Source organism: Nitrosomonas sp. H1_AOB3 (assembly GCF_015709435.1).
GTDB lineage: Bacteria > Pseudomonadota > Gammaproteobacteria > Burkholderiales > Nitrosomonadaceae > Nitrosomonas > Nitrosomonas europaea.
On record NZ_CP054389.1, the window covers coordinates 1,283,907 to 1,310,597 of the forward strand.

General features: G+C 52.3%; 21 protein-coding genes. 7 read left to right on the forward strand and 14 right to left on the reverse strand.

The genetic code is table 11. The annotated features are described in order from the left end of the window. Positions 1-21: 21 nt before the first annotated feature. Both HRU73_RS06040 and HRU73_RS06045 read right to left on the reverse strand, forming a co-directional pair. The gene (locus tag HRU73_RS06040; RefSeq protein WP_287399894.1) at positions 22-6,204 is read right to left on the reverse strand and encodes an RHS repeat-associated core domain-containing protein; all 6,183 of its coding nucleotides are present in this window, start codon (positions 6,202-6,204) and stop codon (positions 22-24) included. A gap of 168 nt (positions 6,205-6,372) precedes the next feature. Beyond that, positions 6,373-6,606 (reverse strand): RHS repeat domain-containing protein, encoded by a 234-nt coding sequence (locus HRU73_RS06045; protein WP_287399896.1) that lies wholly within the window; start codon positions 6,604-6,606, stop codon positions 6,373-6,375. Between the two features lie 192 nt (positions 6,607-6,798). On the opposite strand from HRU73_RS06045, the gene HRU73_RS06050 reads away from it, so the two are divergent. The 7 genes from HRU73_RS06050 to HRU73_RS06080 all read left to right on the forward strand — a co-directional run bounded on the left by HRU73_RS06050 (position 6,799) and on the right by HRU73_RS06080 (position 12,587). Beyond that, a complete protein-coding gene (locus HRU73_RS06050) occupies positions 6,799-7,836 on the forward strand; it encodes a PilN domain-containing protein (protein WP_287399898.1) in 1,038 nt (345 codons plus the stop codon). Beyond that, positions 7,833-8,381, forward strand: a complete 549-nt coding sequence (gene gspM, locus HRU73_RS06055) for a type II secretion system protein GspM (RefSeq protein ID WP_287399900.1) — start codon at positions 7,833-7,835, stop codon at positions 8,379-8,381. The genes HRU73_RS06050 and gspM overlap by 4 nt, the downstream gene beginning before the upstream one ends. A gap of 175 nt (positions 8,382-8,556) precedes the next feature. Further along, positions 8,557-8,913: a hypothetical protein gene (locus HRU73_RS06060; RefSeq protein WP_287399902.1), complete on the forward strand. Its 357-nt coding sequence runs from the start codon at positions 8,557-8,559 to the stop codon at positions 8,911-8,913. Between the two features lie 104 nt (positions 8,914-9,017). Next, complete coding sequence (gene gspD / locus HRU73_RS06065; RefSeq protein ID WP_287399904.1) at positions 9,018-11,003, forward strand: type II secretion system secretin GspD; 1,986 nt, start codon at positions 9,018-9,020, stop codon at positions 11,001-11,003. A gap of 64 nt (positions 11,004-11,067) precedes the next feature. Beyond that, positions 11,068-11,781: a hypothetical protein gene (locus tag HRU73_RS06070; protein WP_011111325.1), complete on the forward strand. Its 714-nt coding sequence runs from the start codon at positions 11,068-11,070 to the stop codon at positions 11,779-11,781. 195 nt (positions 11,782-11,976) lie between these two features. Next, positions 11,977-12,252 carry a type II toxin-antitoxin system Phd/YefM family antitoxin gene (locus tag HRU73_RS06075; protein ID WP_011111324.1) on the forward strand — a complete coding sequence of 92 codons (276 nt, stop codon included), beginning with the start codon at positions 11,977-11,979 and terminating at the stop codon, positions 12,250-12,252. Then, positions 12,252-12,587, forward strand: coding sequence for a type II toxin-antitoxin system RelE/ParE family toxin (locus tag HRU73_RS06080; protein WP_287399907.1), 336 nt, complete (start codon positions 12,252-12,254; stop codon positions 12,585-12,587). The genes HRU73_RS06075 and HRU73_RS06080 overlap by 1 nt, the downstream gene beginning before the upstream one ends. 82 nt (positions 12,588-12,669) lie before the next feature. Here HRU73_RS06080 and ilvA read toward each other — a convergent pair whose 3' ends face one another. The 12 genes from ilvA to HRU73_RS06140 form a co-directional block, all read right to left on the reverse strand. Next, entirely contained in the window at positions 12,670-14,181 is a 1,512-nt protein-coding gene (gene ilvA / locus HRU73_RS06085; protein WP_011111322.1) for a threonine ammonia-lyase, biosynthetic, read from the reverse strand. A gap of 111 nt (positions 14,182-14,292) precedes the next feature. Beyond that, positions 14,293-15,468, reverse strand: coding sequence for an O-succinylhomoserine sulfhydrylase (locus tag HRU73_RS06090; RefSeq protein WP_281871395.1), 1,176 nt, complete (start codon positions 15,466-15,468; stop codon positions 14,293-14,295). Between the two features lie 16 nt (positions 15,469-15,484). Then, the gene (gene purF / locus HRU73_RS06095) at positions 15,485-17,002 is read right to left on the reverse strand and encodes an amidophosphoribosyltransferase (RefSeq protein WP_287399911.1); all 1,518 of its coding nucleotides are present in this window, start codon (positions 17,000-17,002) and stop codon (positions 15,485-15,487) included. Positions 17,003-17,106: 104 nt separating this feature from the next. Further along, positions 17,107-17,607: a CvpA family protein gene (locus HRU73_RS06100; RefSeq protein WP_287399913.1), complete on the reverse strand. Its 501-nt coding sequence runs from the start codon at positions 17,605-17,607 to the stop codon at positions 17,107-17,109. Next, positions 17,604-18,260: an SPOR domain-containing protein gene (locus tag HRU73_RS06105; RefSeq protein ID WP_287399914.1), complete on the reverse strand. Its 657-nt coding sequence runs from the start codon at positions 18,258-18,260 to the stop codon at positions 17,604-17,606. The genes HRU73_RS06100 and HRU73_RS06105 overlap by 4 nt, the downstream gene beginning before the upstream one ends. A gap of 20 nt (positions 18,261-18,280) precedes the next feature. Beyond that, a complete protein-coding gene (folC, locus tag HRU73_RS06110; protein ID WP_287399915.1) occupies positions 18,281-19,573 on the reverse strand; it encodes a bifunctional tetrahydrofolate synthase/dihydrofolate synthase in 1,293 nt (430 codons plus the stop codon). A gap of 149 nt (positions 19,574-19,722) precedes the next feature. Next, complete coding sequence (accD, locus tag HRU73_RS06115) at positions 19,723-20,616, reverse strand: acetyl-CoA carboxylase, carboxyltransferase subunit beta (protein WP_011111316.1); 894 nt, start codon at positions 20,614-20,616, stop codon at positions 19,723-19,725. 3 nt (positions 20,617-20,619) lie between these two features. Further along, entirely contained in the window at positions 20,620-21,447 is an 828-nt protein-coding gene (gene trpA, locus HRU73_RS06120; RefSeq protein WP_287399918.1) for a tryptophan synthase subunit alpha, read from the reverse strand. A gap of 52 nt (positions 21,448-21,499) precedes the next feature. Beyond that, positions 21,500-22,699: a tryptophan synthase subunit beta gene (trpB, locus tag HRU73_RS06125; protein WP_287399920.1), complete on the reverse strand. Its 1,200-nt coding sequence runs from the start codon at positions 22,697-22,699 to the stop codon at positions 21,500-21,502. Further along, positions 22,677-23,312 (reverse strand): phosphoribosylanthranilate isomerase, encoded by a 636-nt coding sequence (locus HRU73_RS06130; RefSeq protein ID WP_287399922.1) that lies wholly within the window; start codon positions 23,310-23,312, stop codon positions 22,677-22,679. The genes trpB and HRU73_RS06130 overlap by 23 nt, the downstream gene beginning before the upstream one ends. Positions 23,313-23,368: 56 nt before the next feature. Continuing rightward, a complete protein-coding gene (gene truA, locus HRU73_RS06135; protein ID WP_287399923.1) occupies positions 23,369-24,154 on the reverse strand; it encodes a tRNA pseudouridine(38-40) synthase TruA in 786 nt (261 codons plus the stop codon). Positions 24,155-24,313: 159 nt separating this feature from the next. Beyond that, complete coding sequence (locus tag HRU73_RS06140) at positions 24,314-26,611, reverse strand: motility hub landmark protein FimV (RefSeq protein WP_287399924.1); 2,298 nt, start codon at positions 26,609-26,611, stop codon at positions 24,314-24,316. Positions 26,612-26,691 lie beyond the last annotated feature (80 nt).

Consider the following 26,691-nt stretch of genomic DNA (forward strand, 5'->3'; position numbering starts at 1 on the left):
AGAATTATTCGGCTCCGGCATCTATTTTCCAGCTTTAGCATCCGCACCATGCATAAATGCTTGGAAACCTAGATCCATTTTTAGTGCATTAGGCATTACGTTTCTCATTGTGTCGTACCCATTCTTATAGAAGTGCATCAACTCAACATTTGATACCGTCTGTCCTGCGATACCAGCACCTGTAGCAGCCTTTCCGGTCAAGACGCCTGTGCCACCATTATTAATATAGCCATAACCTTCTATTTGGGCTTTACTTAGTGTTGCACTAGGGCCTAACTTGGCCTCCACTCCTCGCAGACCGGTCGAAGCATCAACAATAAGATCGGCTCTTGGCCTAGCTACAGGAGTAGCCACCACAATTTCCCTTCCGATAACTGACTCTCCACGACTAGCTATCCTTTGTTCAGCCATACGAACACCGAGCGCACCCTTTTCTATGGAGCTCATCTGGCTAAAACGATGTATAACGTTTGCAGCAGATACCCCAGAGGTTGCAGCTCCAATACCAAAATCAACCGCCGCATTTCCCCAGCTGTAATCTTGGCCTGTAGCCCAACTAATGCCATATCCAATCGCAACGTTAGCAGCACCGCCGAGCAGGAAATTAGCAAACTGCCCGCTTGGATCACTGAAGTTGATCGGATTATTCCCCACATAGGCATAGAGATTCAGATCATCTGCGGTACCAATCGGATCGGTCTGCAGGAACCGGCCCAGTGCGGGTGAGTAGAACCGTGCCTTGTAGTAGTACAGATTGAGTGAACCGAGGAACTGCTGGCCGGTGTAGCGGAAGCGGATGCCGGTAGCGATGTTGGGTTCGCCATACGGGCCATAGCTGTGGATCGCGGTGCTGGTGCCGGCACTGTTGGCGGTGCCGATGACACTGCCCAGCTGGTCCTGGTACAGCCAGGTTTTGTTGGTGGTGGTGGTGCCTTCGTACCACACCAGCGGTTCATCTACGCCGGGGCCGTGCACGTAGCGGCGCAGCAGTGTGCCGCCGCTGTTGTATTCAGCCACGAGATCGACACCGTCATAGGTCAGGCCGGTGACGGTGCCCGCCAGGGTGGTTTGCCGCAGACGCCCTGCTCCATCGTACGCCAGGCTGTTGCTCGAGCCGGTTTTATTGGCACTGATCAGCTGGTTGTCGAGGTCGTAGGTGTAGGTCCATACCCCATCCCCGGTCAGGTTGCCTTTGGTGTCATGAGTGAGGGTGGCCCCTGCTGCTGCCGTGTACTGGTTGAGGCCGTTGGCGGTGTAGCTTTTGGTGCCGTTGGCATAACCTGTCCACTGGTAGCTGTCGTTGGTCCAGCTCTGGCCTGTGATTTCCTGCACCTGGTTGCGGGTGTAGGTGTAGGTCTGGTCCTGTGCGGTGCCGGTGAGGTTGTGTGTGAGGGTGGTCAGTGCACTCTGGGTGCTGTAGGCATAGCTGGTGGTGGTGCTGTTACCCAGGGTCACCGTAGTACGCCGGCTGAGGTCATCATAGGCGTAGGTGGCCAGGTTGACCGTGCCGGTCTCCTTGATCGCGGTCGGACGGTTGAGTGCGTCATAGGTGCTGGTGACGTAGAACGCGGTCTCCGGCCAGGTGAGCCGGGTGCGGTTGCCTGCCGGGTCGTACTGGTAGGCGAGTGTCTTGCCGCCGGCGGTGGTGCTGGTGAGCCGTCCGGCATTGTCATAGACGTAGCTGATGGCATAACCGGTTTTGTTGGCAGCTGTTGTGCGGCCCAGCAGGTCGTAGGTGTAGGTGATGTTGTCCGCACTGGTCGGATAGGTGCGGCTGAGCAGCCGGTTGAGGTTGTCATACGCCAGCGTGATGTTCTGGCCATTACGTTTGCGCAGGCTGGTGATATTGCCGTTGGCATCGAGCGTCATCTGCTCGTAGTCGGTGGTGGATGAGGTGTTGACGGTGGAGGGGTGCGGGTAGCGCAGTTTCACGCGGCGGTCATGGCCATCGTACTCGTAGGTGGTCAGGTTGTTTTTGGCATCCTTGACGGTGGTCGGCAGGCCGTTGTTGCTCCAGGTGTAGGTGGCATAGTTCTGTGCCACGCTGCTGCCTACGGCTTGTTTGACGATCTGCACGCTGTCATCCGCGTTGTACACCGTCTCGGTGACACGATTGCCGCCTTCTCCTGCGGTGAGATTCTCAGTGATACGAATGAGGCGATCGAGGTTGTCGTAGGCATAGTCAGCAACCGGTACCGGGGCAGCCGCGCTCGGGCAGGTGGTGGCGGCAGCGGTGACTGCCGGGCCCCAGGCTTTGAGCAGCTTGCCGGTGGGGGTGTAGGTGTTGCAGCTCACCAGCCATTGGGTGCCGGTTTGGGCTGCCGTGCGGATCAGCCGGCCATCGGCGTCATAAGCCAGTACGGTCTGCTTGCTCAGTGCATTGGTCCGGGTGGTGACACGGCGTTGTGCATCGAACGCCTGTGTGGTGGTGTCGGTGACATCGGTGCGTGGGCCGTTGATCTGGGTGAGGTTACCCACCGCATCATAGGTGAAGGTGGTGGTGAGGTTGAGCTTGCCGCTACCGGAATCGACCACGACGGTCTGCGGTACGTATTTGTTGGTCGTGTTATAGGCAGTGGTGGTGACGACCGTACTGCCGGATGTGATCTTGCTGGTCTGCGAGGTCGGCAGATAGAAGGTCGGATAGCCGCTGGCAGTATAGGCAGTGTAGGCGAAGGTAGTCTGTGGTTGTACCCCCGCGGCATCGGCCGGTGAAGTGACTGCCAGCGGATTACCTTGTGCGGTGTAGGTGTACGTGGTGATCTTGCCGCGCGGGTCGGTTGCGCTGGCCACCTTGTTGAAAGCCGTCTCGTAGGTGAAGCTGCTGGTGAGTGTAGTCAGTCCTGAGCCGGGTTTGGCAATCTGTTTCACCTGGCTGACGTTGTGCGTGCAGCGTTTGTCGGTCGCTGCGCACGGGGCATCGTGGTAGACGTACTCGAGCGCATTGCCTTCAGGAAACACCTTGCGCGTCAGACGTCCGTGACCATCGTAGGTGCTGGTGGTGATCTTGCCCAGCGGGTTGACCGATTTCACTACTTTGCCGAGAGCATCCATATAGGAGACTTTGCTGACTGGCCCCGGCCCCACTTCTTCCGAGCGTGAACCGGCGAAGTAGTAGGTGTAGAGCTTGCCGGCGGCATTGGTCTGGGTCTGTACCCGGCCCAGGCTGTCGTAGACGTTGGTAGCGAAGGCGGTTGACGGATTGCTCGGGTAGAAGAACTTGGTTATCCGGCCTGGCAGGTCGTACTGAAAGGTGGTGGCTTTTGCAGTGGCGTCGGTATAGCTCGTGAGGTTACCGTTGGCGTCAAAAGCGTAGCTGATGCTGCGTGTGCCATCACCTACTGTGCTGATGCGTGCCCCACTGTAGGTGAAGTTGAGTACCCGGCCCAGGCTGTTGGCAACCTGAGTGAGGTTGGCGCCGCTATAGGTAAACTTGGCCTGTACACCATTCGGATGCGTGTAGGTGACGATCTTGCCTGCACTGTTGAAGGCGAGCAGGGCGCGGTTCAGGGTCTCGTAACGATAGGTGCCGTCAGTATGTTTGGTGAGCCGTGCCGCATTGCCCGGAGGCGGGTTGTGGCTGCCATCAGGCAGTTTGACGAACACTTCGCCGTTCAGGCCCTGACGCACGATCACCGTATTGTTGATGAGCTGATCGCCGAACCAGCGCTGGCCCAGTGTGGCAATCACCATTTTGTCCAGCGGCTTGGCTGCATCAGCCAGCAGATCGAGTGACACCAGTTTCTCGACCAGCGTGGGGACCGCATCGAGCGCGGAATCCTCACCCATGCCCTGGAAGCCGTCCGAGCCGACTGTGGCGCTGGCAGCCAGGCTGTGTGTCCAGCCCTTGCCCAGCGGGCTGTCTTGTGTGCGTAATCCTGAACTGTAGAGCTTTTGTACTCCGAGGCCGAGCGGGAACTCACCCGCTCCGGTCTGGATGTCCTCGTGAGCATAGAGGAAGTGGCCTTTGGCCATGTCGATCGGGTCACCGAAGGCTCTGCCAACAAACTGCCACAAGGTACCGTACGGATTAACCGAATTGTTGAGGATGTTAGTACCCGTATCCACCGCTGGCAGTGGCAGGGTCGAGAATCCACCTGCCAACCCGCCGCCGATCATGGCGCTGATCGTCCACCCGGTGCTGTTGATAACGAAATAGCCTGCACCTGACCAGCTGTTCTCGGTCAGATCGCAACGTGCCGGCAGGATCAGCCGGTTGCCAGCCGTGACCTGGCTCTGGAAGGTGGCCAGCCACGATGCGCAGCCCACCAAATTCGGCTGTACTGCCGAGGCGTAGTTCGCCGACGTGGCGTTGTAGACACGATAGTTATTGATCGTGGCAATATCGATGAGCTTGGTAGTTGATACTGCACTTACGCCTGCAGTCTGTTGTACTGCTGTTGATTCAAAGATACTCATGTGCATGGATGCGCTGTAGAAAGCAGCACGCTCTTTCGCTGCATCTGCACTTTGGCTGACGACACTCACCAGGTTACCCGGCAGGTCGACATAAGGAGCACTGTTGTAGCCGGCGATACCGATCTGGTGGTGGAACAGGGTGTTGGTACCGGCCAGCCGGTCAGTGATGTAGTTAGCATGATCGACTTGTGCGATCCAGGTTGCGGACAGTACCGCCAGCGATGAACCGAGTACGACTTCAGAGGCAGCGGCACTGCCTGCGGCTTTGGCTGTATCGAGCTGGCTGCGATAGCGCTCGATGAGCCCGCGTCCAGCCGGGCCCCAGCCGTTACCGATCAGGAAGGTGCCCCCTGCCACGATCGACTGAGGGAAACTCTGGTTGGCGAAAGTATTGCTGTAGGCACCATGGGTAACGTCGAAAGTAACGGTACCCATGGTGCCGGGTGTGACCGCAGTGCCAGTGGCTTGTGCCGTACCATCGAGCATCAGTACTGGCTGGTTTGAGGCGTTATAGGTAAGGGTGAGCCGCTTGCCGTAGATTGCATCTGATGTGTAGGTCTTGTCGATACCCTGGTAGCGAATGCGCAATGTCGGGCTGTAGTTGGCCGGGATCGTCACCCATTCAGTGAGGGCAATGCTCGTGTCCTGGTAGGGCAGGCTCGCCTGGCGCAGTGCGCCGCCCGTATGAGGGGCAATGGTTTTGCCGCCGATGACATCATCGAGTGTACCGGCAGGCAGGTTGGTACGCAGATACGTGGCCAGGCTATTGGAATAGGTGGCGAGGTTGTTGCGGATGTTGGTCCGGTTGATGTTCTGAACGTAATCTGCGGTAACCGTCGCACCACTTTTGGCTGAGGTCAGATAGGTACTGGCGTTGTAGCCGCTGGCCGTGGTGAGGTTGATCCCCGTTTTATGGGTATGCGACTTGAAGGCTGGATCAAAGTAGTAGTTGGTCCCTCCGATATTGACTTTTACCCACACGTGGTCGAACTTCATGCTGTGCAGCGCAGCAGTCGAACCCGGGCAGCTGCCTGCTGCGGTCGCCGTGACCGAAGCTACCGGAATCTGGGCATTGCCAAAAAGGTTGAGCACCCCGCACACGTTGCTGGTACTCACGCCGAGCCAGTCCTGCACCTGCGCCGCGGTGAGGTTGATGCGCCCTTTGACGTGGTTGGCGGTGAAACCTGCCTGGCGCAGCAGTTGTACCATCAATGTGGCCTGGTCGAAGGCCGTCCCCTGGTTGTCGAGCAGGGTGCCGATGGCTCCTTTCTGGAGACCCCAGGAGGGGTAGTAGGCGATGTTGTTGCGCACATACTCGTAAATCAGATCCGGATCGTTCTTGAGGGCACGCGCCAGTTCTGCAATCGAGGCAGGCCCGGTAGGCGCCGTATCGCCTGCTATACGCATCATCGGTTGCATTGCTTCACCGCTGGAAGGCGTTCCCGGCCCGGTTTCGCTCGGCACACCCTGGTTCAGCCCTTTGGGCAGTGGGCGGGCATGGATGGCCTGCTCGGATTCTTCCGGAGTGACTGGCGCGAGGATGACTCGATTGACCCCGGGGCCGTATTCAGTCCGCTCCCCGCGGATGGCTTGTGGTTGTGCTTTACCGGTTGTGCGGATATCTGCAGCAGGTGCTTCGACTACTGCCGGCACGCCCTGGCCGAACTGGATGTTGCCTTCAGCCAGTACTGCACCCGGGAAAATCCCTGCCAGGAGCAATAACAGTACACTCATACCTGCGCCCACAGCCGCACGACGCGGACTTTTGTTGCGTTCGAACATCATCAGACTCCTGAAGAAATATGCGCAACTCGGATGCTCGTTTATCCCAACGATACTTCCTCGGGGCGCAGGACAATAATGTGATCCGTTTGGCGGATCGCTTAAAAACTACTGACTACGGTGTACTGTGAAGAAATTGATGAAACGTGCAGCTGGCTGCCGCAAGGAGGGTTAGGGTACGCCAGTGGTGATCTGGCTGACGCGGTTACCTGCCGCATCGTAGGTATAGGTGATGATGACTCCATTACTGTAAGTGGCGGTCTTGATCCGGCCCAGTGCATCGTAGGTATAGCTGACAGACCCGGCAAACACTGCAGCCGACAGCCCCAGTATGGCTGCAACTGTGAGGAATCTAAATGCCACGCCTGTGGCAGATGTACGCTTGATGATTTGTTGCGTGCTCATTAATTCCTCCAGGTAAATGGACTGCTAATTTCTGACAATCATGACAAGGCTCGACTACATTCCACCCATTTTGCATAGAATTTATATATTTCGCGTATATTATTTGCAACAATAATCCAGATTGTCAATAATCAACGATAAAAATATTTATCTCATATGTGTGATAAAAATCACATGCATTTCTTGCATGGTATGGATCAGTCTCTGTTACCTGGTTTCCTTACTGCTTGCCGGACTGTCTGGCTGTGGTGGTTGGCCGAGATGGCCTGGCTGGTGAGGCCGATTATGGATCGATTCATTGGTGTACAAGCTCCACTGATATTGGCAACAGATGCAACCGGGGCACTCTCTCTTCCTGTACACAATTCCGAACAGACACCTGACTGGCAGGATGCATCTACAGGGCGTTCCGTGATTGTTCTGCTGCATCCCGAGCAGATTATGCGATTGTCTCTGACCTTGCCTCAGTCGGCACGTGCGAATCTGAAATCCGCAGTACGATACCGACTGACTGTAGAGGCGCCGATCGATGAAGCAGCACTGTACTTTGATATCGGCGACATTACGGCAGTACATGCCCGTGATGAGATCATCGTGGACGTTGCGCTATGTAAAAAAACTCTTGTGACCGATCTGGAGAAGACTGTCAAACGTACTGGAGCAACTGGTTTTCTCGTTGGCTTTTCACCAGGTGGAGAGCTGCCTCCCAGGTACAGGTTCCATACTTCGTACAACATGCGACAAAGCCCGGCCACAGCGCGGCTCAACCGGTGGTTGACCGTATCAGCCATTGGTATCATGCTCGCTGTCGGCCCGGTGCTTTACCTGAGTGCGTCCTGGCTCGAGGCCGGCGTCCGGGTCAGGATCGACGAAGGACGAGCAGCACAGGGGAATGCCATATATCTTGCTGAAGAGCATGCGCGGATCCGCGCGATACGAGATCTACTGGCTCAAACACAAAAATCACCCGGGGTTTTGCGCGTCATGGAGGATATCGCAATGTATCTGCCGAGCCAGTCATGGATCAGCCAGTTTCAATATGAGCATGGGTATCTCAAGCTGTTGGGTTATGCGGCGGATCCGACGGCAACAGCACGCGCACTCGAGCAATCAGAGCATTTGAAAAGTATAAAGCTGGAATCAGTATCGCAGCTGGAGCCGGGAGCAGGTGGCGAGAAGATCCCTCAGTTCGTATTGAACGCGACTTTCGTCAACCAGGAAACTAAGTGACGCCCTACCCTGCAATGGCGCGGCGAGCTCTTGCGCTTGCTGTAGGCGTGTTGTTGCTGACCAGCGTCTGGTCTATCGTCGTTCGTCTGCTCTACGTTCTGCCCACAACTGCCATCGAACGATTGGATGACACGCGCTTTGAGCTCCAGCGTTTGCAGACACTCGCCGCCGAGAACAGTAATCTCACCACTGATGATCTCACTCGGATCGAACAATCGATTTCCACACTGGTATTTCCCTCATCGAATGACAATGCTGCCTTTGTTGATGCTGTTAACATGCTGATCCATGACTCGGATGTGCAATTGCTGGAACTGCGGACGGCAGATCCATTCAATGATGGGAATCTGACCCGCTTCGCGCTGGACGTACGCATAAACGCGCCCGAGGAAAAGTTAGTACATCTGTTGAAATCACTCGAACGCCACCGGCCACTCCTGATCATCGATCGTGCCGTTGTTCTGGCCACTGCTGCGGCGTCCGACGGTACTTCACCCCCCCTTTCCGTAGAACTCCGAATTTGGGCTTTTGCTGCAGAATACTGACAACTTCACCATGGCAAAGCCAATGTTCAATAGACAGACAACCATTCTGCTTGTCCTCAATACCTGTGTGATCTCGGCGTTTGTACTCATCCACTGGATAGTGTTGGATCATCCGGATGATTTATCAACAAAAAGCCGGAACGTACCGTCTGAGACCACCCCCCTGAGTATTCCAATGGAGACATTACCGAATGCGCTGGAACAGACATTATTATTTTCTTCTTCACGCACCCGTACGGTAATATCTTCTCCCGAATCCACGGTGCCTCTGGATACTGCCCCCCCGCGTCTGGTGGGTATCGTCGAAGAGGAAGGGCACAAACGATTTGCCCTGCTTGAAGATGAGACTGCCACTTCCAGAAAGCTCGTCGCGCAAGGGGATACATTCGAGACATGGATGGTGGTTTCAGTTACATCCGATGCCATTCATTTGCGAAGCCGCTCGGATATCAATGATGGAGTCCATCCATCTTCTGATATCGAGCTCCGATTAAGGCCGTCTGTCCCACCTTCCCAAAATTTCAACCCATGAATCGATTCCAGACATTCTTTATCGGAACTGCCATGCTGGCAGGGCTAAATGCGTGTTCTACGACACGACCACCTGAACCGGCTCCTATTTCGACATGGAAAATCATGCCGGCGGTACCGGTGCAACCGAGCAATGCTGCGTCATCAACCTCTACTACTCCGGAGCATCCCACCGGCATCTCAACGGAGTATTTCGAAGCCGGTTGGAGAGGACCTTCATCTTCCAAGGTTGGAAAGTTTGCCTTTGCAGACACTGGCGAGCGTTTCGAACTCAACTTCAACGAGGCCGATATCCGCGGTGTAATCGATGTGGTGCTCGGGGAAATGCTCAAACTTGACTATGTTGTCTCACCTGCAGTACAGGGCCGCATTACGTTGCGGACAAGTCGCCCGGTATCGAAAGCTTCTCTACTTTCTGCCCTGGAAGCGGCGTTGGGTACGGTTTCAGCGGTAATACTGAAAGATGAGCAAACCATCAGCGTGTTGCCATGGAGTGAAGCACCTCAAAGAGTCAGACCCGCTCAGCGCTTTGCCTCTGCAATGCCTCCCACTCCCGGCTATGCTGTGGAAATCATTCCGCTCCGGTATATCAATGCAAATGACATGCAGGCGATTCTTGACTCATTCGTCCCGAAGGGAATAGTTCTGCAGGCTGATACACGTCATGGGCATCTGGTCGTTGCGGGCAGCAGTCAGGATCGCGGCGCTATTCTCCATACCATCGAAAATTTCGATGTGGATTGGCTCAATGGAATGACTTTTGCGCTCTACAAGCTTTCTCAGAGCAGGCCGGAAGCCATCGTTACGGAACTCAGAGAGATTTTCCAGGGCGAGATCGATCTTTTTACCACCCGTATCCATCTCGTACCCCTTGAGCGAATGCAAGCCGTACTCGGTGTGGCTCAGAATAAATCTGATCTCGAATTACTGCGTGAATGGATCGAGCGCCTCGATGTTTCGAAGTTAGGTGCACAACGCATTTTTGTCTATAACGTGCAGAACGGAAATGCCAAGGATCTGGTGGCGCCCCTTCGACAGGTGCTGACCGGCGAGATGCAGGCAACAACGGCTTCGGGTACAACGGTATCACCGACATCGACGCCAATGTCGACACCACAGATGCCCGCAGCAGCCACCTCTCTCTCAGCTGAACCGTCTATATCCGGTTCTCAAACGAATGTCGGTCGACTTGTTGCAATCGAAGAGAACAATTCATTGATGTTCTACGGCACTGAGGATGAGTTCCGTGTCATTCAGGAGGCGCTCAAGCAGATCGATGTGCTGCCGCGCCAGGTCATGATCGAGGCATTTCTGGCCGAGGTGACTCTGAACAACAACCTGCGCTATGGTGTTCAGTGGTTCTTCGATTCGGGTGAAAACACCGTTACACTGAGTGCAACCGATGTCGGCTCAGTGGCATCACAGTTCCCTGGCTTCTCCTATATTTATGCGGGCAAGGCAAATGCTCGCATTGTCTTGAATGCCCTTCAATCCAAAACAGAAGTAAAAATTTTATCCGCACCCAAGATTTCCGTATTGAACAACCAGAAGGCAAGCCTGCAGGTAGGCGACCAGGTTCCTATCGTAACTCAGACATCTCAAGGAACAGTAGTAAGTGGAGCGCCGGTCATCAATACGATTCAAATGCGTGATACAGGCGTCATCCTGGAGGTGATACCGCGTGTCAATGATAACGGGAATGTGATTCTCGATGTCACCCAGGAAGTAAGCGAAGTTGCACAAACCACTTCATCCGGTATTGATTCGCCAACCATCCAGCGACGGAAAATTCATAGTGTCATTGCAACCCGGGATGGCTTCACAGTCGCACTTGGCGGGCTGATCCGGGAAAATGGCAGCGCCGGCAACAGTGGTGTACCTTTGATCAAGGATGTGCCGGTCATCGGCAATCTGTTCAAGAGCAATACTTCTGATATCCGCCGTACTGAGCTGGTCGTCCTGCTTGTTCCTCATGTAATGCGTAACCAGATGGAGACACAATCGGTTGCCGACGCGTTAGTTGATGGCCTCGAGGCGGCTTCCCGTCTGGCCGAGCGTGCTCGTCTTCCTGCCCCATCACGTGCACAGTAGGGGCTTTGTCCTCCTGCATACGCTGTGGCTGCTCCTCGCAGCAGCCACCCTCATTGTGGGTTCGATGATGGCTGTTTTTTATTCAGCCGAGGAGCTTACGATCTCGGAGCGACGGCTTAGAGCCGATCTTGCACATGAATCGGCCGTGGAAATGGTTATCTATGATGTCCTGGTCAAAGGGAACAGAAGTATCTGGATAGGTGACGGTATTGTTACTCGAAATGTACAGATCAGCGAGCAAATGTTCAGTGTTTCAGTTCAGCAGGCGACAGGACTCATAGATGCCATGACATCTGATTCACGGATACTGAGTCGACTGTTGGCGTGGCTTGCCATCCCCCGGAACTCACGTGAGCCTGATTTCCTGTCAGCACGTTCGACAGGCACCCTTCGCCCTGCAACCTACACTGATTTGCAGGCAATGCTTGGTCTCAGCCATAGTGCATTTGCCTGTCTCTATCCTCACATTACATTTTACTCAGGCCGGGTGGAACCCGACTGGCGGTATGCATCGAATGATCTGGTCGAACTTGTTGGATTGAGATCCAGATCTGCCGGAACGCACTCTGTCCTGAATGACGATACGTCGTCCCATAATGTTACTGGCGCCACGCTTCGCGTGAATGTGCTTCCCGGGAATACCTCGGATGAGGCTGCAGGGCTTTCCGTCGAAGTGACGATTACCGGACAAATTGATCCCAGTCATCTCATAAGAAGCTGGAAGCGTATTACCAGGATGGATAATAGTAAGCAGTGCCGTAACCTCAACACCCAATAGCAGAAAAATAAACTACCCTGCCCAAGCAACGGGGTAGTTTATTGATAAGGATAATTTTCTTCCTGGAGAGCAGGAGTCCGGAAGAGAGGCTGAAAGCTGCTTGTTCCTGCCTTCAGGAGTTTTGCAAAGAGGTAAATATTGTGTATAGACTATTAAAGGACTATATTCAGTCCTATATTTTTTGAGGATTTTTAAATGCGCTATTCAACACAGATCAGGCCTATTAGTTATCTAAAAGCAAATGCCGCTGAGGTTTTAGCTTATTTAACCGAAAACAGGGAACCATTGATCATTACTCAGAATGGAGAAGCTAAAGCTGTTATCCAGGATATCGCCTCTTTTGAAGAGACACAGGAAACGTTAGCATTGCTAAAAATTCTTGCACTCGGCAATGCTGAGATCGAAGCGGGTGAAGTGCAGCCGGTACATGAGGTCATCGCAGGATTGCGTACCAGGCAGACAATAAAATAATGGCGATCCGCCAATATGAAGTACTGTTTACTCGGGGTGCTGAGCAGAATCTCGAACTGATCTACGATTATATTGTTGAATCTGATTGCAAAGCTAATGCTGACAGTGTTTTAGATCGTCTGCTGGAAGTGGTGGAAAATCTGGCTACTTTTCCCAGTCGGGGAACCTGGCCCAAGGAGCTTGTTGCGGTTGGCATCCGAGAATATCGACAGGCGATTTTTAAACCATACCGTGTAATTTACCGGGTAATTGAGCAGAAGGTGTATATCTACTTAATTGCTGATGGCCGGCGTGATATGCAATCTCTTTTAATGCACCGATTACTGGGGAAATGAGGATTGAGCCACTTAAATCGAGAAGGCGGGATAAACGAAGATTGTAAGACGCTCATGGCAGTGATCCCAATGACAAACCGTGTCAGGCGAGAAAAAGCTGGTAAGCAGGGTTGTCATTTTCATCCCAGAAGCTGTAGCCCAGTTTATCGAGGAACTCCCTGAATTCCTGTTTTTCCTCCGGCGGAACTTGTATACCGATCAGCACACGGCCGAAATCGGCACCATGATTACGATAGTGAAACAGGCTGATGTTCCAGTGGTCGCTCATGTGATTCAGAAAATTCATGAGTGCACCCGGTCGATCAGGGAATTCGAAGCGATACAGAATTTCATGCATGACTTCTCTGCTGCGCCCGCCCACCATGTGACGGATATGCAGTTTGGCCATTTCGTTATCGGTCATATCTTCGGTTTTCAAACCGTTTTCCTGCAGAATCTCGATCAAATGTAACGATTCCTCCCGATTTCGCACTGATACACCGACAAAGACATGCGCCATCTCGGGATCCGCATAGCGGTAATTGAATTCAGTGATATTACGAGCGCCCAGCAGATTGCAGAATTTTTTGAAGCTGCCCGGTTTTTCAGGGATCGTGACTGCGAGGATGGCTTCGCGCTGTTCACCAAGTTCTGCCCGTTCAGAAACATGACGCAGACGGTCAAAATTCATGTTCGCGCCGGAAGCAATCGCAACCAGGACTTCGTGCAGCAAGTTTTTTTGTTTGACGTATGCCTTCAACCCGGCAATTGAAAGTGCTCCCGAAGGCTCAACGATGGAGCGTGTATCCTCGAAAATATCCTTGATCGCTGCACAAATGGCATCCGAATCCACCAGGATGATGTCATCCACCAGCTCACGGCACAGCCGGAAGGTTTCCTCGCCTACCAGGCGGACAGCCACGCCATCCGCAAACAGCCCCACCTGGGAGAGTTCGACACGATAGCCTGCCTGCAGGGAGCGGTACATGGCATTTGAATCAACCGGCTCCACTCCGATCACCTTGATATCCGGTCGCAGCCGTTTCACGTATGCAGCAATGCCTGAAATCAACCCTCCGCCACCGATCGGTACAAAAATTGCGTGAATCCTGCCCGGATGCTGGCGCAGAATTTCCATGGCAATCGTGCCCTGTCCGGCAATTACATCGGGATCGTCGTAAGGATGGACAAATTCAGCTTCTTTTTCTTCGGCGAGATTCCGTGCATATTCGTAGGCATCATTATAGGAATCTCCTTGCAGCAGCACGGCTGCACCCATTGCCATCACCGCATTGATTTTGATTTGCGGTGTGGTGGCCGGCATCACGATGGTGGCAGAACAGCCCAGCTTTTGTGCGGCCAGTGCCACCCCCTGTGCATGATTACCCGCTGAAGCGGCCACCACACCCTGTTGCAGTACATCCGGGGAGAGCCTGGCCATTTTGTTATAGGCGCCGCGCAGCTTGAAGGAAAAAACCCGCTGCATGTCCTCTCTTTTGAGCAATACGCGGTTATGGATACGAGCGGACAATGACGGAGCAAAATCAAGTGGCGTCTCGCTGGCAACGTCATAGACATGCGCGGTCAGTATCCTTTCGAGATAATCATTTACCATGGTGAAGTGGAAAAACCAGGGAATACGACAGCACTGAGTGAGAAACCAGGTTCAGGATTTGCATCAAATTCTGAAAAATCGTGGAGTCTGTAGTAATCGCACGTCACACGTTTATTGCAATCCGCGAGCAAGATCGGCCTTGAGGTCATCTGGTGATTCCAGACCTACCGCGATACGCAGCAAACCATCCCTGATTCCGGCAGCTTCACGTGCTTCCTGACTGATGCGTCCGTGAGTCGTGGTAGCAGGATGTGTCAATGTACTTTTGGTATCACCAAGATTGGCTGTAATCGACATCAGCCGGGCGGCATCGACAACACGCCAGGCAGCTTCCCTGCCGCCTTTCACCTCGAACGAAACGATACCCCCTCCTGTTTTCTGCTGGCGCATTGCAAGCTCATGTTGCGGATGTGATGGCAGACCGGGATAAAACACACGCTCCACCCGAGGATGGGTTTCCAGCCAGCGTGCCACTTCCAATGCATGATCCGAATGTGCCTTCACTCTGAGACTCAATGTTTCCATCCCTTTCAGGATGATCCAGGCATTGAATGCACTCAGAGACGGGCCGGCAGTTCGCAGAAAACTGAATATGCCACTGTCCATGAGTAAATCACGTTTACCCAGGATGGCCCCCCCCAGTACTCTGCCCTGCCCATCCAGATATTTCGTTGCTGAATGAATCACCAGATCCGCACCCAGCTTGAGTGGCTGCTGTATGATCGGCGTACAGAAACAGTTATCCACTGCCAGCCACACACCGGCTCGTTTGGCTATTTCTGCCAGTGCAGCAATATCGGAAATCTCAGTCAGCGGATTGGAAGGTGTTTCCAGGAAAAACAACCTGGTGTTGGGCCTGACTGCAGCCTGCCATTCAGCAGGATCCGTCGCTGAAACAAATGTCGTTTGAATACCGAAGCGACTGAGAATATTGTTGAACAGACTGACAGTAGATCCAAACAGGCTGCGCGAAGCAACGATATGATCCCCGGCAGACAACAGGCCCATGACACAGGTGAGAATGGCAGACATACCGGAAGCAGTCGCAATACAGGCTTCTGCACCCTCCAGAACAGCCAGCCGTTCCTGCATTGCAGTCACGGTCGGGTTAGTGAAACGCGAATAGATATTCCCGGGCTCTTGTCCGGAAAAACGCGCTGCAGCCTGGGCAGCACTGTCAAATACAAAACTCGAGGTCAGGTAAAGTGATTCCGAATGTTCATTGAATTGACTGCGGTGAACACCGGTATGAATGGCCAGTGTTTCCGGATCCAGATCGTTCGTCATGATTGTTCTTTTATGATTAATCCGTTGATAACAGAGCTAAATCAAGCTGAGTGGTACGCTCACCCTGAGACAGGCCGGGATTGTTGCGTTGTGACTCGATTCTGCAGAGATATTCCTGAGTGATATTGCCTGCGATGTATCGTCCATCGAAACAGGATGTTTCAAAATGCCTGATCTGTGGATCGATCTGAGTGATTGCTTGCCTGAGCGCATCCAGATTCTGATAAACCAGATAATCCGCACCGATTTCACGACATATTTCCTCATCGGTTCGATCTGTTGCAATCAGTTCCTGACGAGTTGGCATATCGATACCGTAAACATTAGGAAAACGTACCGGTGGTGCGGCCGAAGCAAAATAAACCTTGTTGGCACCAGCCTCACGCGCCATCTGGACGATTTCCCGACTGGTGGTTCCACGCACGATGGAATCATCGACCAGCAGGATATTCTTGCCGCGAAATTCTATTTCGATCGCATTCAGCTTCTGCCTGACCGATTTCCGGCGTTGTTGCTGGCCTGGCATAATAAAGGTTCTGCCCACATAACGATTCTTGACGAACCCTTCCCTGAAACTGATCCCAAGACGGTTGGCAAGCTGCATGGCACTCGGACGGCTGGATTCCGGAATCGGAATGACGACATCGATATCGAGATGTTGCATGGAAGTACTGATCTTGTCCGCCAGATTGACACCCATGTTGAGACGGGTTTCATAAACCGATATTCCATCCAGCATCGAATCAGGCCGGGCGAGATAAACGTACTCAAAAATACAGGGATTCAGGCTGGTTTGAACAGCGCACTGATGGCTGTAGAAATGCCCTTCCATATCGATAAAAATGGCTTCTCCGGGAGCAACATCGCGGATGAGACGAAAACCCAGCGTATCCAGCGCAACACTTTCGGAAGCCACCATATACTCGGTACCCGCATCTGTTTCTACTGAACCGAACACGAGCGGCCTGATTCCGTACGGATCGCGGAATGCGAGCAGACCATAGCCTGCAATCATGGCAATAACGGCATAGGCGCCCTGACAGCGTTCGTGTACACCGGCTACTGCCGAGAAAATCTCAGCCGGGTCAAGCTGATAACCGACGGCACGTTCCTGCAACTCGTGCGCCAGTACATTCAACAATACTTCTGAATCGGAATGCGTATTGACGTGACGCCGGTCTGCAAGAAACAGTTCCTGATTGAGGGTTTCCGCATTGGTCAGATTACCGTTATGGGCCAGCACGATACCAAACGGGGAATTTACGTAAAAAGGCTGTGCTTCAGCAGGAGAGGTTGAAGATCCCGCCGTGGGGTAGCGTACATGGCCGATGCCCATGTACCCCGGCAGCGCACGCATATCCCGGGTACGGAAAACATCCCGTACCAGACCGAGACCTTTATGCATGTGAAAGCTGTTACCTTGTGCAGTAACGATACCGGCAGCATCCTGACCACGGTGCTGCAGCATCAACAGACCATCATAGAGCAACTGATTGGCGGGTGACCGGGCTACCACGCCTAAAATTCCACACATAGCGAACTCGCTGAAAAAAGTGGATCATAAAACTTCCTGCAACTGACTGCCGTATCTGTATGAGCCACGAGATACGAATTTCTTATTCGGTCACGACATGAATGTTAGCTGTTTCTGTCGAAACCAATGAGATTTCTGAAATCCTGAGGTAACCAGGGAATGATATCTGCTGTCATTACTTCCAGAGGTTCGCTCAGTACCGCCTGTTTCCAGAAGGGCTGTTGCGGCAGTGGCGTAAAACCGGCCGCTGTTATCAGAAACAATACGATCACCAGCCCGCGAATCATCCCGAATAGTGCCCCCAGCATCCTGTCTATCAGACCAAGCCCCACTCCCCTCACCAGTGCAGACAGCAGTTTGGATGCCAGCATCGTGATCAGGAGAACGATGAAAAAGGTCGCACTGAATGCGACCAGCATACGTATGGATTCGTTCTCGATCATACCTGTCAGCAAGGGTGCCACATTGACTGAATAACGGCTGGCGACAAAGAATGCAATGATCCAGGCAAGAAGCGACACTATTTCATGTACCAGACCGCGCGTAATACTCAGCAAGGCTGAGAAAGATATGATTCCAATAACGATGTAATCAAAAACGGTCATTTAGTCGTCACGACACCGCTCAAACCGGTCTTTTTCAAGCGTTCATGCTCTGCTTCGGCAGCGTCCCGTGTGGCAAACGGGCCGATACGCACGCGAGTCATTTCATTGTTGCCGACCTTGATCGTCTCGGTATATGCCCTGATTCCGTTTGCAACGAGATTCTGCTGTTGCTGCTTTGCTTTGGAAACATCGGAAAATGCACCCAATTGTATGACAAATGCACCTTCCTGTACTTTCACATTGTTACCGGCAGGCACCTTCTCCTGCACAACCGGCGCTGGAACCGAAGCCGGAGTGGATTTTACAAACGGTGGTTTTTTAGCAGGAACCGGTATTCCACTCGTGCTTCTACCACTTTCTATTTTCCCGGAGTACTCGGAGTCACTGAAAGGTAACGGTTTATCCGGATCAGATGCAATCTCTGCTTCATCAATGGCTGGAGCATTTTCCGGAGTCATCCACGGATAAGTTTCTGCTGTCAGTTCTTCGGAAGGAATCTGGATATCGATCTGCTGTTGTTCCTGCTGAGGTGCATCATCGAGAATCATGGGCAGGAAGACAACCGACAGAATCACGAATGTAACGGCACCGATAAAGCGTCTTCTGGCACGCTTCCTCAGAAGAATTTCTTCTTCACTGACATTTTTGATCATTTTTGATTATCCGCTCATCTTTAAGAATCTGATTCGCCTAAACCCGTCATCACTGGGCTAACGGTATGAAACGACCCGAATACGCATATTCTATCATCATCACTGGCATGTTCATGTGCGTAAACATAGGCACTCTGCACATCCGGGAACGCATGCAGAATATTCCGCCGTTCAACACCGGCATCCTCGAGTGCCTGCAGGACTTCATTCGCCGACGCACCTCTTGCGACATCCAGACCCGAGATCAGCCAGCAATCCACATTGTTTTTCAGTGCCCGAAGCGTGCCGGCCATATCCTTGTCTTTCAGCATCCCTACCACTGCATAAGTACGCCCTTTTACCGGCAGAGTTTCCAGATTGGCCGACAATCTGCGAGCTGCTGCCGGATTATGTGCCACGTCCAGAATGATCACAGGTCGCGCTGAAATCATTTGAAATCTGCCCGCCAAGGTGACTTCGACCAATCCACGACGGATGGCATCCATCGGGACAGGAAATACCTCTTCCAGGACTTCCAGTGCAGCCAACACTGCACTCGCGTTTTGCAATTGACAGTCTCCCTTGAGAGCCGGCAGCGGTAAGCTGCAATGATGTCCGGACACGCCCCGATAGCGCCATTGTAGATGATCTGCGGTATAGCTGAAAGCTTCATCGATACAGTAGAGTCTGGCATTCATGGCTCGCATCTTTTCGCGAAGATTGCCGGGGATATCCGGTTCGGCACAGATCGCCGGTTTGTCTGCCCGGAAGATACCGATCTTCTCCTGACCGATGGCTTCCCGTATCGATCCGAGGTAATCCGTATGATCCAGATCGATACTGGTCAGAATCGCACAGTCGGTATCGAACACATTGACTGCATCCAGGCGCCCCCCCAACCCGACTTCCAGGATGGCCACATCCACACGCGACCGCAGGAATATCAGCATGGCAGCCAGGGTACCGAATTCAAAATAGGTCAGCGTAGTCTGAACTGATTCACGTGCAGATTCAATTTCAGCGAATACCTCACACAGGACTTCATCGGTGATGTCATGTCGATCGACCCGTATCCGCTCGTTGTAACGCAACAAGTGCGGTGAGGTATAACACCCCACCCGGTAGGATGCGCAGCCGAGTATCGACTCAAGCATCGCGCAGACTGAGCCTTTGCCATTTGTGCCAGCAATGGTAATGACGGGAAACTCCGGCTTCAATTTCAAGGCATCTCTGACTTTCTTCACTCGTTCCAGACCCATATCGATCATTTTAGGGTGAAGTTTTTCGAGATAGCTTAACCAGCTCTCCAGAGTTGCTGGTCGGATATCAATCATCGATCTGAATGAGGAGGAGTAAAGGAAGTATTGCAGCCATGGCAAACAGCAGACTTACATGGTCGCTTTCATTTGACATGGCAGCCGTTCAAAGGGTAACAGCGAGTCTCAAGCAATCCGGACTTGATCTGCGGCCGAATCAACAACCATCAGGGATCTGCAGGCACGGCAGTCGGTAATACAGGAACCGGGATACGCATCAGTAACGTGCAGAGATTTGCCAGCCGATCACGTATTTCGCGGCGATCGATGATCAGATCTATGGCACCATGCGCCAGTAAAAACTCTGCTCGCTGAAAACCTTCGGGTAATGTTTGGCGTACGGTTTGCTCGATGACACGCGGTCCGGCAAAACCGATCAGCGCTCCAGGCTCGGCAATCACGACATCACCGATGAATGCGAAACTGGCAGAGACTCCTCCCATCGTAGGATCTGTCAGCACAGAAATAAAAGGCAGCCGCTCTTTGCTCAACTGCTCCAGTGCTGCGGTCGTCTTCGCCATTTGCATCAGCGAAAACAAGCCTTCCTGCATACGGGCCCCCCCGCTTGCACTGAAACAGATGAAAGGCAGATGATGTGTAACACAGGCTTTTACAGCACGGACGAAACGCTCACCAACCACGGATCCCATGGATCCACCCATAAAACCAAATTCGAAAACAGCAGCAACAACCGGGACTGATTTGATATTGCCACGCATGGCCACCAGTGAATCTGTCTCGCCAGTAGCTTCATGTGCATCGCTCAGCCTGTCCGTATAGCGTTTGCTGTCACGAAATTTCAGGGGATCCTGCGGAATGATATCGGTACCGATTTCATGGCGATCCTGAGAATCCAGTAACAGTTCGAGACGCTTGCGGGCTGAAATGCGGTTGTGGTGACCACATTTGGGACAAACATTGAGATTTTTTGCCAGATCGGTACAGTAAAGTACAGCCTCGCAACTGGCACATTTGCTCCACAAGCCTTCGGGAACGGCCTTTTTCTCACCGTTCTCCTTACGTTTGATTTTGGGTGGAATGATGCTTTCAAACCAACTCATACATCACTTCTCCGTAATAGAAGAATGATCGGATTTTGCGTCGATTGCACGCCGCAAAGACTCTACCAGGGCTCCCACATTCGCCAGCAGATCCGCCGCTGGAGAGTGTTCGATTTCTTCCACGATGCGGCTGCCTATGACTACCGCATCAGCCTGTTCTGCAATACGCCGTGCCGTTTGTTCATCTCGTATACCGAAACCTACTCCAATCGGAATGTTGATGTACGAACGAAGCTGCGACAGTTTGTCGCCAACCTCATGCAAATCAAGATGTGAAGCGCCCGTAACTCCCTTCAGAGAAACATAATAGACGTACCCTCTGGCAAGCTCCGCAACCCGCCTGATGCGTGACTCAGGTGTCGTGGGAGATAACAGAAAAATCGGATCGATGTTCTGCTCTTTCAAATAGCGCACCCATTCAGTACATTCTTCCGGCGGATAATCGACGACCAGAACACCATCGACTCCGGCATGGCCAGCTGCCTGCACAAAATCTTTATAGCCCATGGCCTCGATCGGGTTGGCATATCCCATGAGGACCACCGGTGTGCTCTGATTGGTTTTCCTGAACTCGGCTACCATGGAGAATACATCTTTCAGACTGATGTGATGTTTCAATGCACGCTCTGAAGAGCGCTGTATGGTTGGCCCGTCCGCCATGGGATCAGAAAACGGGACTCCCAGTTCGATCAGATCCACTCCGGCCTGCGTCAACCGGTGCATCAACGCCACTGTCGTAGTTGCGTCAGGATCACCCGCCGTGATGAAGGGAATGAGCGCAGCTCTATTCTGTGATTTGAGCCGGGAAAAGACAGATTGGATACGATTCATTTGACAGATGACCAGAAAAATTCAGGCAGGATAAGGTTCATGGGCTGCCCAGTTAGAGCGAAATGCCCGACTGCTGCGCTACCGTTGCCATATCCTTGTCTCCACGGCCGGACAGATTGATCAGAAGCAACTGGTCTTTATTGAGCGTTGGTGCGAGTTTGGCTGCATAAGCCAGGGCATGGCTGGATTCCAGAGCAGGGATGATGCCCTCGAACCGGCAAAGCGCATGAAATGCAGTCAGTGCTTCGTCATCCGTCACAGCCACATACTCGGCACGACCACAATCCTTGAGCCATGCATGCTCCGGTCCTACACCCGGATAATCCAGGCCGGCAGAAATTGAATGTGTCTCGATGATCTGACCGTGCTCATCCTGTATCAGATAAGTACGATTACCATGCAACACACCTGGTCTGCCCGTCACCAGCGTGGCTGCATGCTCGTGTGTATCGATCCCTTTGCCGGCAGCTTCCACACCGATCATCCGGACATTTTCTTCATCAATATAAGGATAGAACAGGCCAATGGCGTTGGATCCCCCTCCCACGCATGCGATCAGAGCATCCGGCTGTCTGCCATACTCTTCCCGCATCTGTTGCCTGGCCTCATTCCCGATAATTGCCTGAAAATCTCTGACCATCATTGGATAAGGATGTGGCCCTGCCACCGTTCCAATGATGTAGTAAGTGTTACTTACGTTGGTAACCCAGTCACGCATGGCTTCATTCAATGCGTCCTTGAGTGTGCACGAACCTGAATCGACCGGAATGACCGTGGCTCCGAGCAACTTCATACGATAAACGTTGGTGGCCTGTCGTTTGACATCCTCGGAACCCATGTATACGACACATTCCATTCCATACCGGGCAGCAACGGTAGCACTGGCCACCCCATGCTGACCAGCACCCGTTTCAGCGATGATGCGACCTTTTCCCATTCGCCTTGCAAGCAAAGCCTGACCCACGGTATTGTTTACCTTGTGTGCGCCTGTGTGATTGAGGTCTTCACGTTTCAGCAGGATTTGTGCGCCCCCCAGATGTTCTGACCAGCGTTTGGCGTGGTAAATGGGACTGGGGCGACCTACATAATGTTTGAGCTCATGAAAAAACTCTGCCTGGAATTCGGCATCATCACGATAGTATTCATACTGCTTACACAGCTCATCCAGGGCGGAAATCAGGGTTTCAGCCACGAATGTACCGCCATACGGGCCAAAATGACCACGTTTATCAGGAAGATCGTACATCTTCACAGGACCTCACTCTTTGCATGAAAGCAGAAATTTTGTTCACATCCTTGATACCTTTGGTGACCTCGACACCACTCGAAACATCGATTGCTGACAGATGTGTCTGTCCGATGGCATCGGTAATATTGCCGGGATGAAGTCCGCCGGACAGTATCCATGGCAACGGCAACTCTGCGGGAATGAGTTTCCAATCGAACACATGGCCAGTCCCCCCTGGTATTCCTGCTGTATAAGCATCCAGCAATAATCCTCTGGCTCCCGCGTAATGTTGCGCGTATTGTAGCAAATCCAGCCCGTCCCGGACACGAACAGCTTTGATATACGGCAGATGAAACCGGCTGCAGAAATCGGCAGATTCATCCCCATGAAACTGCAGGAGGTCAAGCCCGGCAGTGGCACTGGTCTCCTCCACCCACGATTTATCAGGATTTACATACACACCTACCGCCCGTACGAACGGGGGCAGGCATTTCACGATCCGTCCCGCTTCTTCAGGTGAAATATATCGTTCACTCTGCGGCCATAAAATAAAGCCGATGGCATCCGCACCATGCTGCACAGCAGCCATGGCATCTTCCAGGCGGGTAATACCGCATATTTTTACACGGATGCGCACTCAATCTCCTTTTAGCACTCTGTCGGATTCTCCGGATAGTTATGCTCTGAATCGTTCTATATGATATCCAGCGGCCGGTTAACGTTAAAAACAGGCAAATTCCATCTGGCATCGTATCGGACACCAGACAAATACAATCCATCCGGCGAGAATGTCGGCGCGGCAAGTGTACGGTCACGTTTTTCCAGGAGTATCCGCATCCATTCAGGAGGATATTTTCCCCGGCCAACATAAACCAATCCGCCGAGAATGTTTCGAACCATGTGATGCAGAAATGCATTGGCACAGAATTCAAAAACGAAAATCTGCTGATGCTGGCTGATATTCAGCCTGGTAAGCTGCCGTATGGCAGTTCTCGACTGACACTCCGATGAACGAAATGCACTGAAATCATGTTTGCCAATCAGCAGCTTTGCTGCCATCTGCATTTTCTCAAGATCGAGCGGGTAATGAACCCACCCGATTTTTCCGTAATGAATACCGGGACGGGCAGGACGACTCAACAGATAATACAAATAGGTACGCTCGGTTGCACTAAAGCGGGCATGGAAATCATCACTGACTTCCGAAGCTTCCAATATCGAAATATCACCTGGCAAAAGTGCGTTGGTTCCTCTGATCCAGGCATTCAAAGGCCGTCGTACACAGGTCTCAAGATGCACCACCTGACATAATGCATGCACGCCTGCATCAGTTCTCCCTGCTGCGACAACCTGTATCTGTCTGCCCGCAATCCCTGATAAAGCACTCTCCAGTCGGCTCTGTACAGAAAGGCAGCCGGGCTGTTTTTGCCAACCACAATAGCCACGGCCGTCATATTCCAGCGCCAGAACGATTTTCACGAAAAAATGTTTTATTCCTTTTGGGTGGTATCGCTGTCATCCCGATTTGAAGACATAGAAAACCACCTGACCAGAATGGTCAATATAAGAATCTATTCAGATCAAAAGAGGTTTGTATTTCTTCTGGATCACCAGAAATGTTCCCGGCGGATCAGAGGCTCAACTTATTTGATCCAACATGGAACGAGCCGTGGATTGTTGTTCATCATCACCTTCGCGCAGCACTTCTTCAAGAATTTCCCTGGCTCCGTCCCTATCATCCATTTCAAGATAGGCTTTGGCCAGATCGAGTTTAGTCGCGACTTCCTGCCACTGCATTTCCTCAGCTTCAGAATATTCACCCGATTGAAACTTCGTATCAGGCTTATCTCCCAGATCAAGATCAATATTCGCCAGACTGGAACCCAAATCCGACAATTCATCCTTCACGTGCGATTCCGATTCTTGAGCTTCCGTGTCAACCGGAAGATCCAGATCAAAATCGATCTGATGCTCATCATGCAATGAAACAAATTCTTCAACAGTATCCTGCTGCTGCACTGAATCGGGCTTACGCTCCAGACCGGTATCAGTGGCCGTGAAAATCCACTGCTCACCTATATCATCTTTATCATTTTCTCCGGTTTCAACGACGGCCTCTTGCTTGTATTCAGTCTGATCAGGCTCTTCCGTATCAATTTTGATCTCATAACCCAATTCATCCAGTTCGTTGAATGTCGCATCCTCTTCTTCCTGGATCTGGCTGGCTGAATCATCGAGAAAAGAATCTTCTGTGATCCTCTCATCCTGCCTGCTTCCAAAAAACAACCCCGGATCGACATCAGTGTGATCGTCAGTCGAACTGGAATTTTCCATCATTATCGGGCCAGCAGCCTGTTGGGCTGATCCAATCGTACTCTCCGAACTTTCCAGATTTTCTAAACCAGATGGCATGGCTTCAGCCATTACTGATGTTCCCGAGCCATTATCCTTCTCATCAAAATCATATAGATCATCTTCAGCGTTCAGATCTTCTGTCTGTGCTCTTCTGCGACGAACCACCGACGCTCCGAGAGCAATCGTCAGCAATGTCGCCAGGCCACCAACAACCCATTCACTGTTCTCCATCGCAGACTCAACCAGTGTATCCATCAAAGCAGGCTCCTCTGATACAGGGTCGGCTGGCTGGAGAGATTTAGCCGACGACACCGGATTAACCGGCTGTACAGGAATGGTAACAGGCAATGCCGATTTTTCCGGAGTCTGAGCAGCTGATTCAGAAGTCTCAGCCACGGTTCCGGTCTGATCAGTTATTACAGGAACTGGTTGCAGGTCAGATACATGTTGAGCCTGATCTAATTCAGCTTGCCCCTTGTTCCCGGAAGCCTCCTCTTTCAACTCCAGCAGGCGCTGTAATTTGGCGACATTCTGCTCCAGAATGGCCACTCGCTCATTCGCTTCACGCAATGCCCGCTCTTTTGCAATCGCATCTTCTTCCATCATGTGCAAATAGTTCTGAGCAGTCTTGCTTTCAGCACTTTTGACAGATGAATGGCTGTCATCCAGCAATTCACCTTTCGAAAGAATCAGCACCTCTTCCGGTTTGCCTGATCCTGCAACCGAAGTATCTTCAGAAACGGTTATGATTTTTCCCGATTGAGACTGTTTCAGCTCGTTCTTTCCCGGTGCATCGCCGGCCAGATCCGCAATTCTCTGACGATAACTGTTCCAGCTTTCTTTCTGCACCGCTACTTCACGAGCAGCTTCTTTAACCGTAATGGACGATATCTCTTCCTCGTCGGGAATGCGCAGAATGACGCCCACCTTGAGCAGATTCATATTCTTTTCGAGGAAAGCATCTCTGTTCGCACGATACAGCGCAACCAGCATGTGATTGAGACTGACGCTATCAGGGGATACCTGTCTTGCAATTCTGCTCAAGGTATCTCCCTGCATAACCGGACCATAGGTATTACCAGTCTGAACGGCTGATTTCTCCTGAGATACCGATGACTGCCTTTCTGCTTTAACGAAAGGCTGCGTTTCCCCCGCAGCAGTTGCAGCAGAATCTTCTGCCTGGTTGCCGGCTGATTGTATAACCGGCGGCGCAGTGGCCGGTTTCCGGGTATCGGCAGGATCAAGCAGAACGTTGTACTCACGTAGCATACGCCCCGAGGATGAGTGAAGCTCGATCAGTAATTTAAGAAAAGGTTCACTGATTGCCTGTGATGAAACCACGCGAACATAAGGCTGCCCATCCGTTCGTTTTTCCACAGCCACGGACAAAGTCGCATGATAGGGGGCAAGATTGATACCTGCTTTCTGAAAAATTTTGGGTGAAGCAAGCCTGGCAGATAGCGTATTGATTTCTTTATCAGTTACCGATTCCAGAGCTATCTCTGCTTTGAGAGGCTGACCAAGATATGAGCTCACGGTCAATTTTCCCAGACCAGCCGCCTGTACGACCCAGACGGACATAAGCATACCTGTCAAAAATGCTTTGTATAAAACGCAAGGAGATATATCCCTGGCCCTGAAATTCATTATCTTCACACGAA

What these genes read in the sequence shown, in the direction of transcription:
- HRU73_RS06040 (WP_287399894.1), bottom strand. Translation starts at nt 6,204, where the DNA reads ATGATGTTCGAACGCAACAAAAGTCCGCGTCGTGCGGCTGTGGGCGCA.
- HRU73_RS06045 (WP_287399896.1), bottom strand. Translation starts at nt 6,606, where the DNA reads ATGAGCACGCAACAAATCATCAAGCGTACATCTGCCACAGGCGTGGCA.
- HRU73_RS06050 (WP_287399898.1), top strand. Translation starts at nt 6,799, where the DNA reads ATGGATCAGTCTCTGTTACCTGGTTTCCTTACTGCTTGCCGGACTGTC.
- HRU73_RS06060 (WP_287399902.1), top strand. Translation starts at nt 8,557, where the DNA reads ATGGAGACATTACCGAATGCGCTGGAACAGACATTATTATTTTCTTCT.
- gspD (WP_287399904.1), top strand. Translation starts at nt 9,018, where the DNA reads ATGCCGGCGGTACCGGTGCAACCGAGCAATGCTGCGTCATCAACCTCT.
- HRU73_RS06070 (WP_011111325.1), top strand. Translation starts at nt 11,068, where the DNA reads ATGATGGCTGTTTTTTATTCAGCCGAGGAGCTTACGATCTCGGAGCGA.
- HRU73_RS06075 (WP_011111324.1), top strand. Translation starts at nt 11,977, where the DNA reads ATGCGCTATTCAACACAGATCAGGCCTATTAGTTATCTAAAAGCAAAT.
- HRU73_RS06080 (WP_287399907.1), top strand. Translation starts at nt 12,252, where the DNA reads ATGGCGATCCGCCAATATGAAGTACTGTTTACTCGGGGTGCTGAGCAG.
- ilvA (WP_011111322.1), bottom strand. Translation starts at nt 14,181, where the DNA reads ATGGTAAATGATTATCTCGAAAGGATACTGACCGCGCATGTCTATGAC.
- HRU73_RS06090 (WP_281871395.1), bottom strand. Translation starts at nt 15,468, where the DNA reads ATGACGAACGATCTGGATCCGGAAACACTGGCCATTCATACCGGTGTT.
- purF (WP_287399911.1), bottom strand. Translation starts at nt 17,002, where the DNA reads ATGTGTGGAATTTTAGGCGTGGTAGCCCGGTCACCCGCCAATCAGTTG.
- HRU73_RS06100 (WP_287399913.1), bottom strand. Translation starts at nt 17,607, where the DNA reads ATGACCGTTTTTGATTACATCGTTATTGGAATCATATCTTTCTCAGCC.
- HRU73_RS06105 (WP_287399914.1), bottom strand. Translation starts at nt 18,260, where the DNA reads ATGATCAAAAATGTCAGTGAAGAAGAAATTCTTCTGAGGAAGCGTGCC.
- folC (WP_287399915.1), bottom strand. Translation starts at nt 19,573, where the DNA reads ATGATTGATATCCGACCAGCAACTCTGGAGAGCTGGTTAAGCTATCTC.
- accD (WP_011111316.1), bottom strand. Translation starts at nt 20,616, where the DNA reads ATGAGTTGGTTTGAAAGCATCATTCCACCCAAAATCAAACGTAAGGAG.
- trpA (WP_287399918.1), bottom strand. Translation starts at nt 21,447, where the DNA reads ATGAATCGTATCCAATCTGTCTTTTCCCGGCTCAAATCACAGAATAGA.
- HRU73_RS06140 (WP_287399924.1), bottom strand. Translation starts at nt 26,611, where the DNA reads ATGTCCGTCTGGGTCGTACAGGCGGCTGGTCTGGGAAAATTGACCGTG.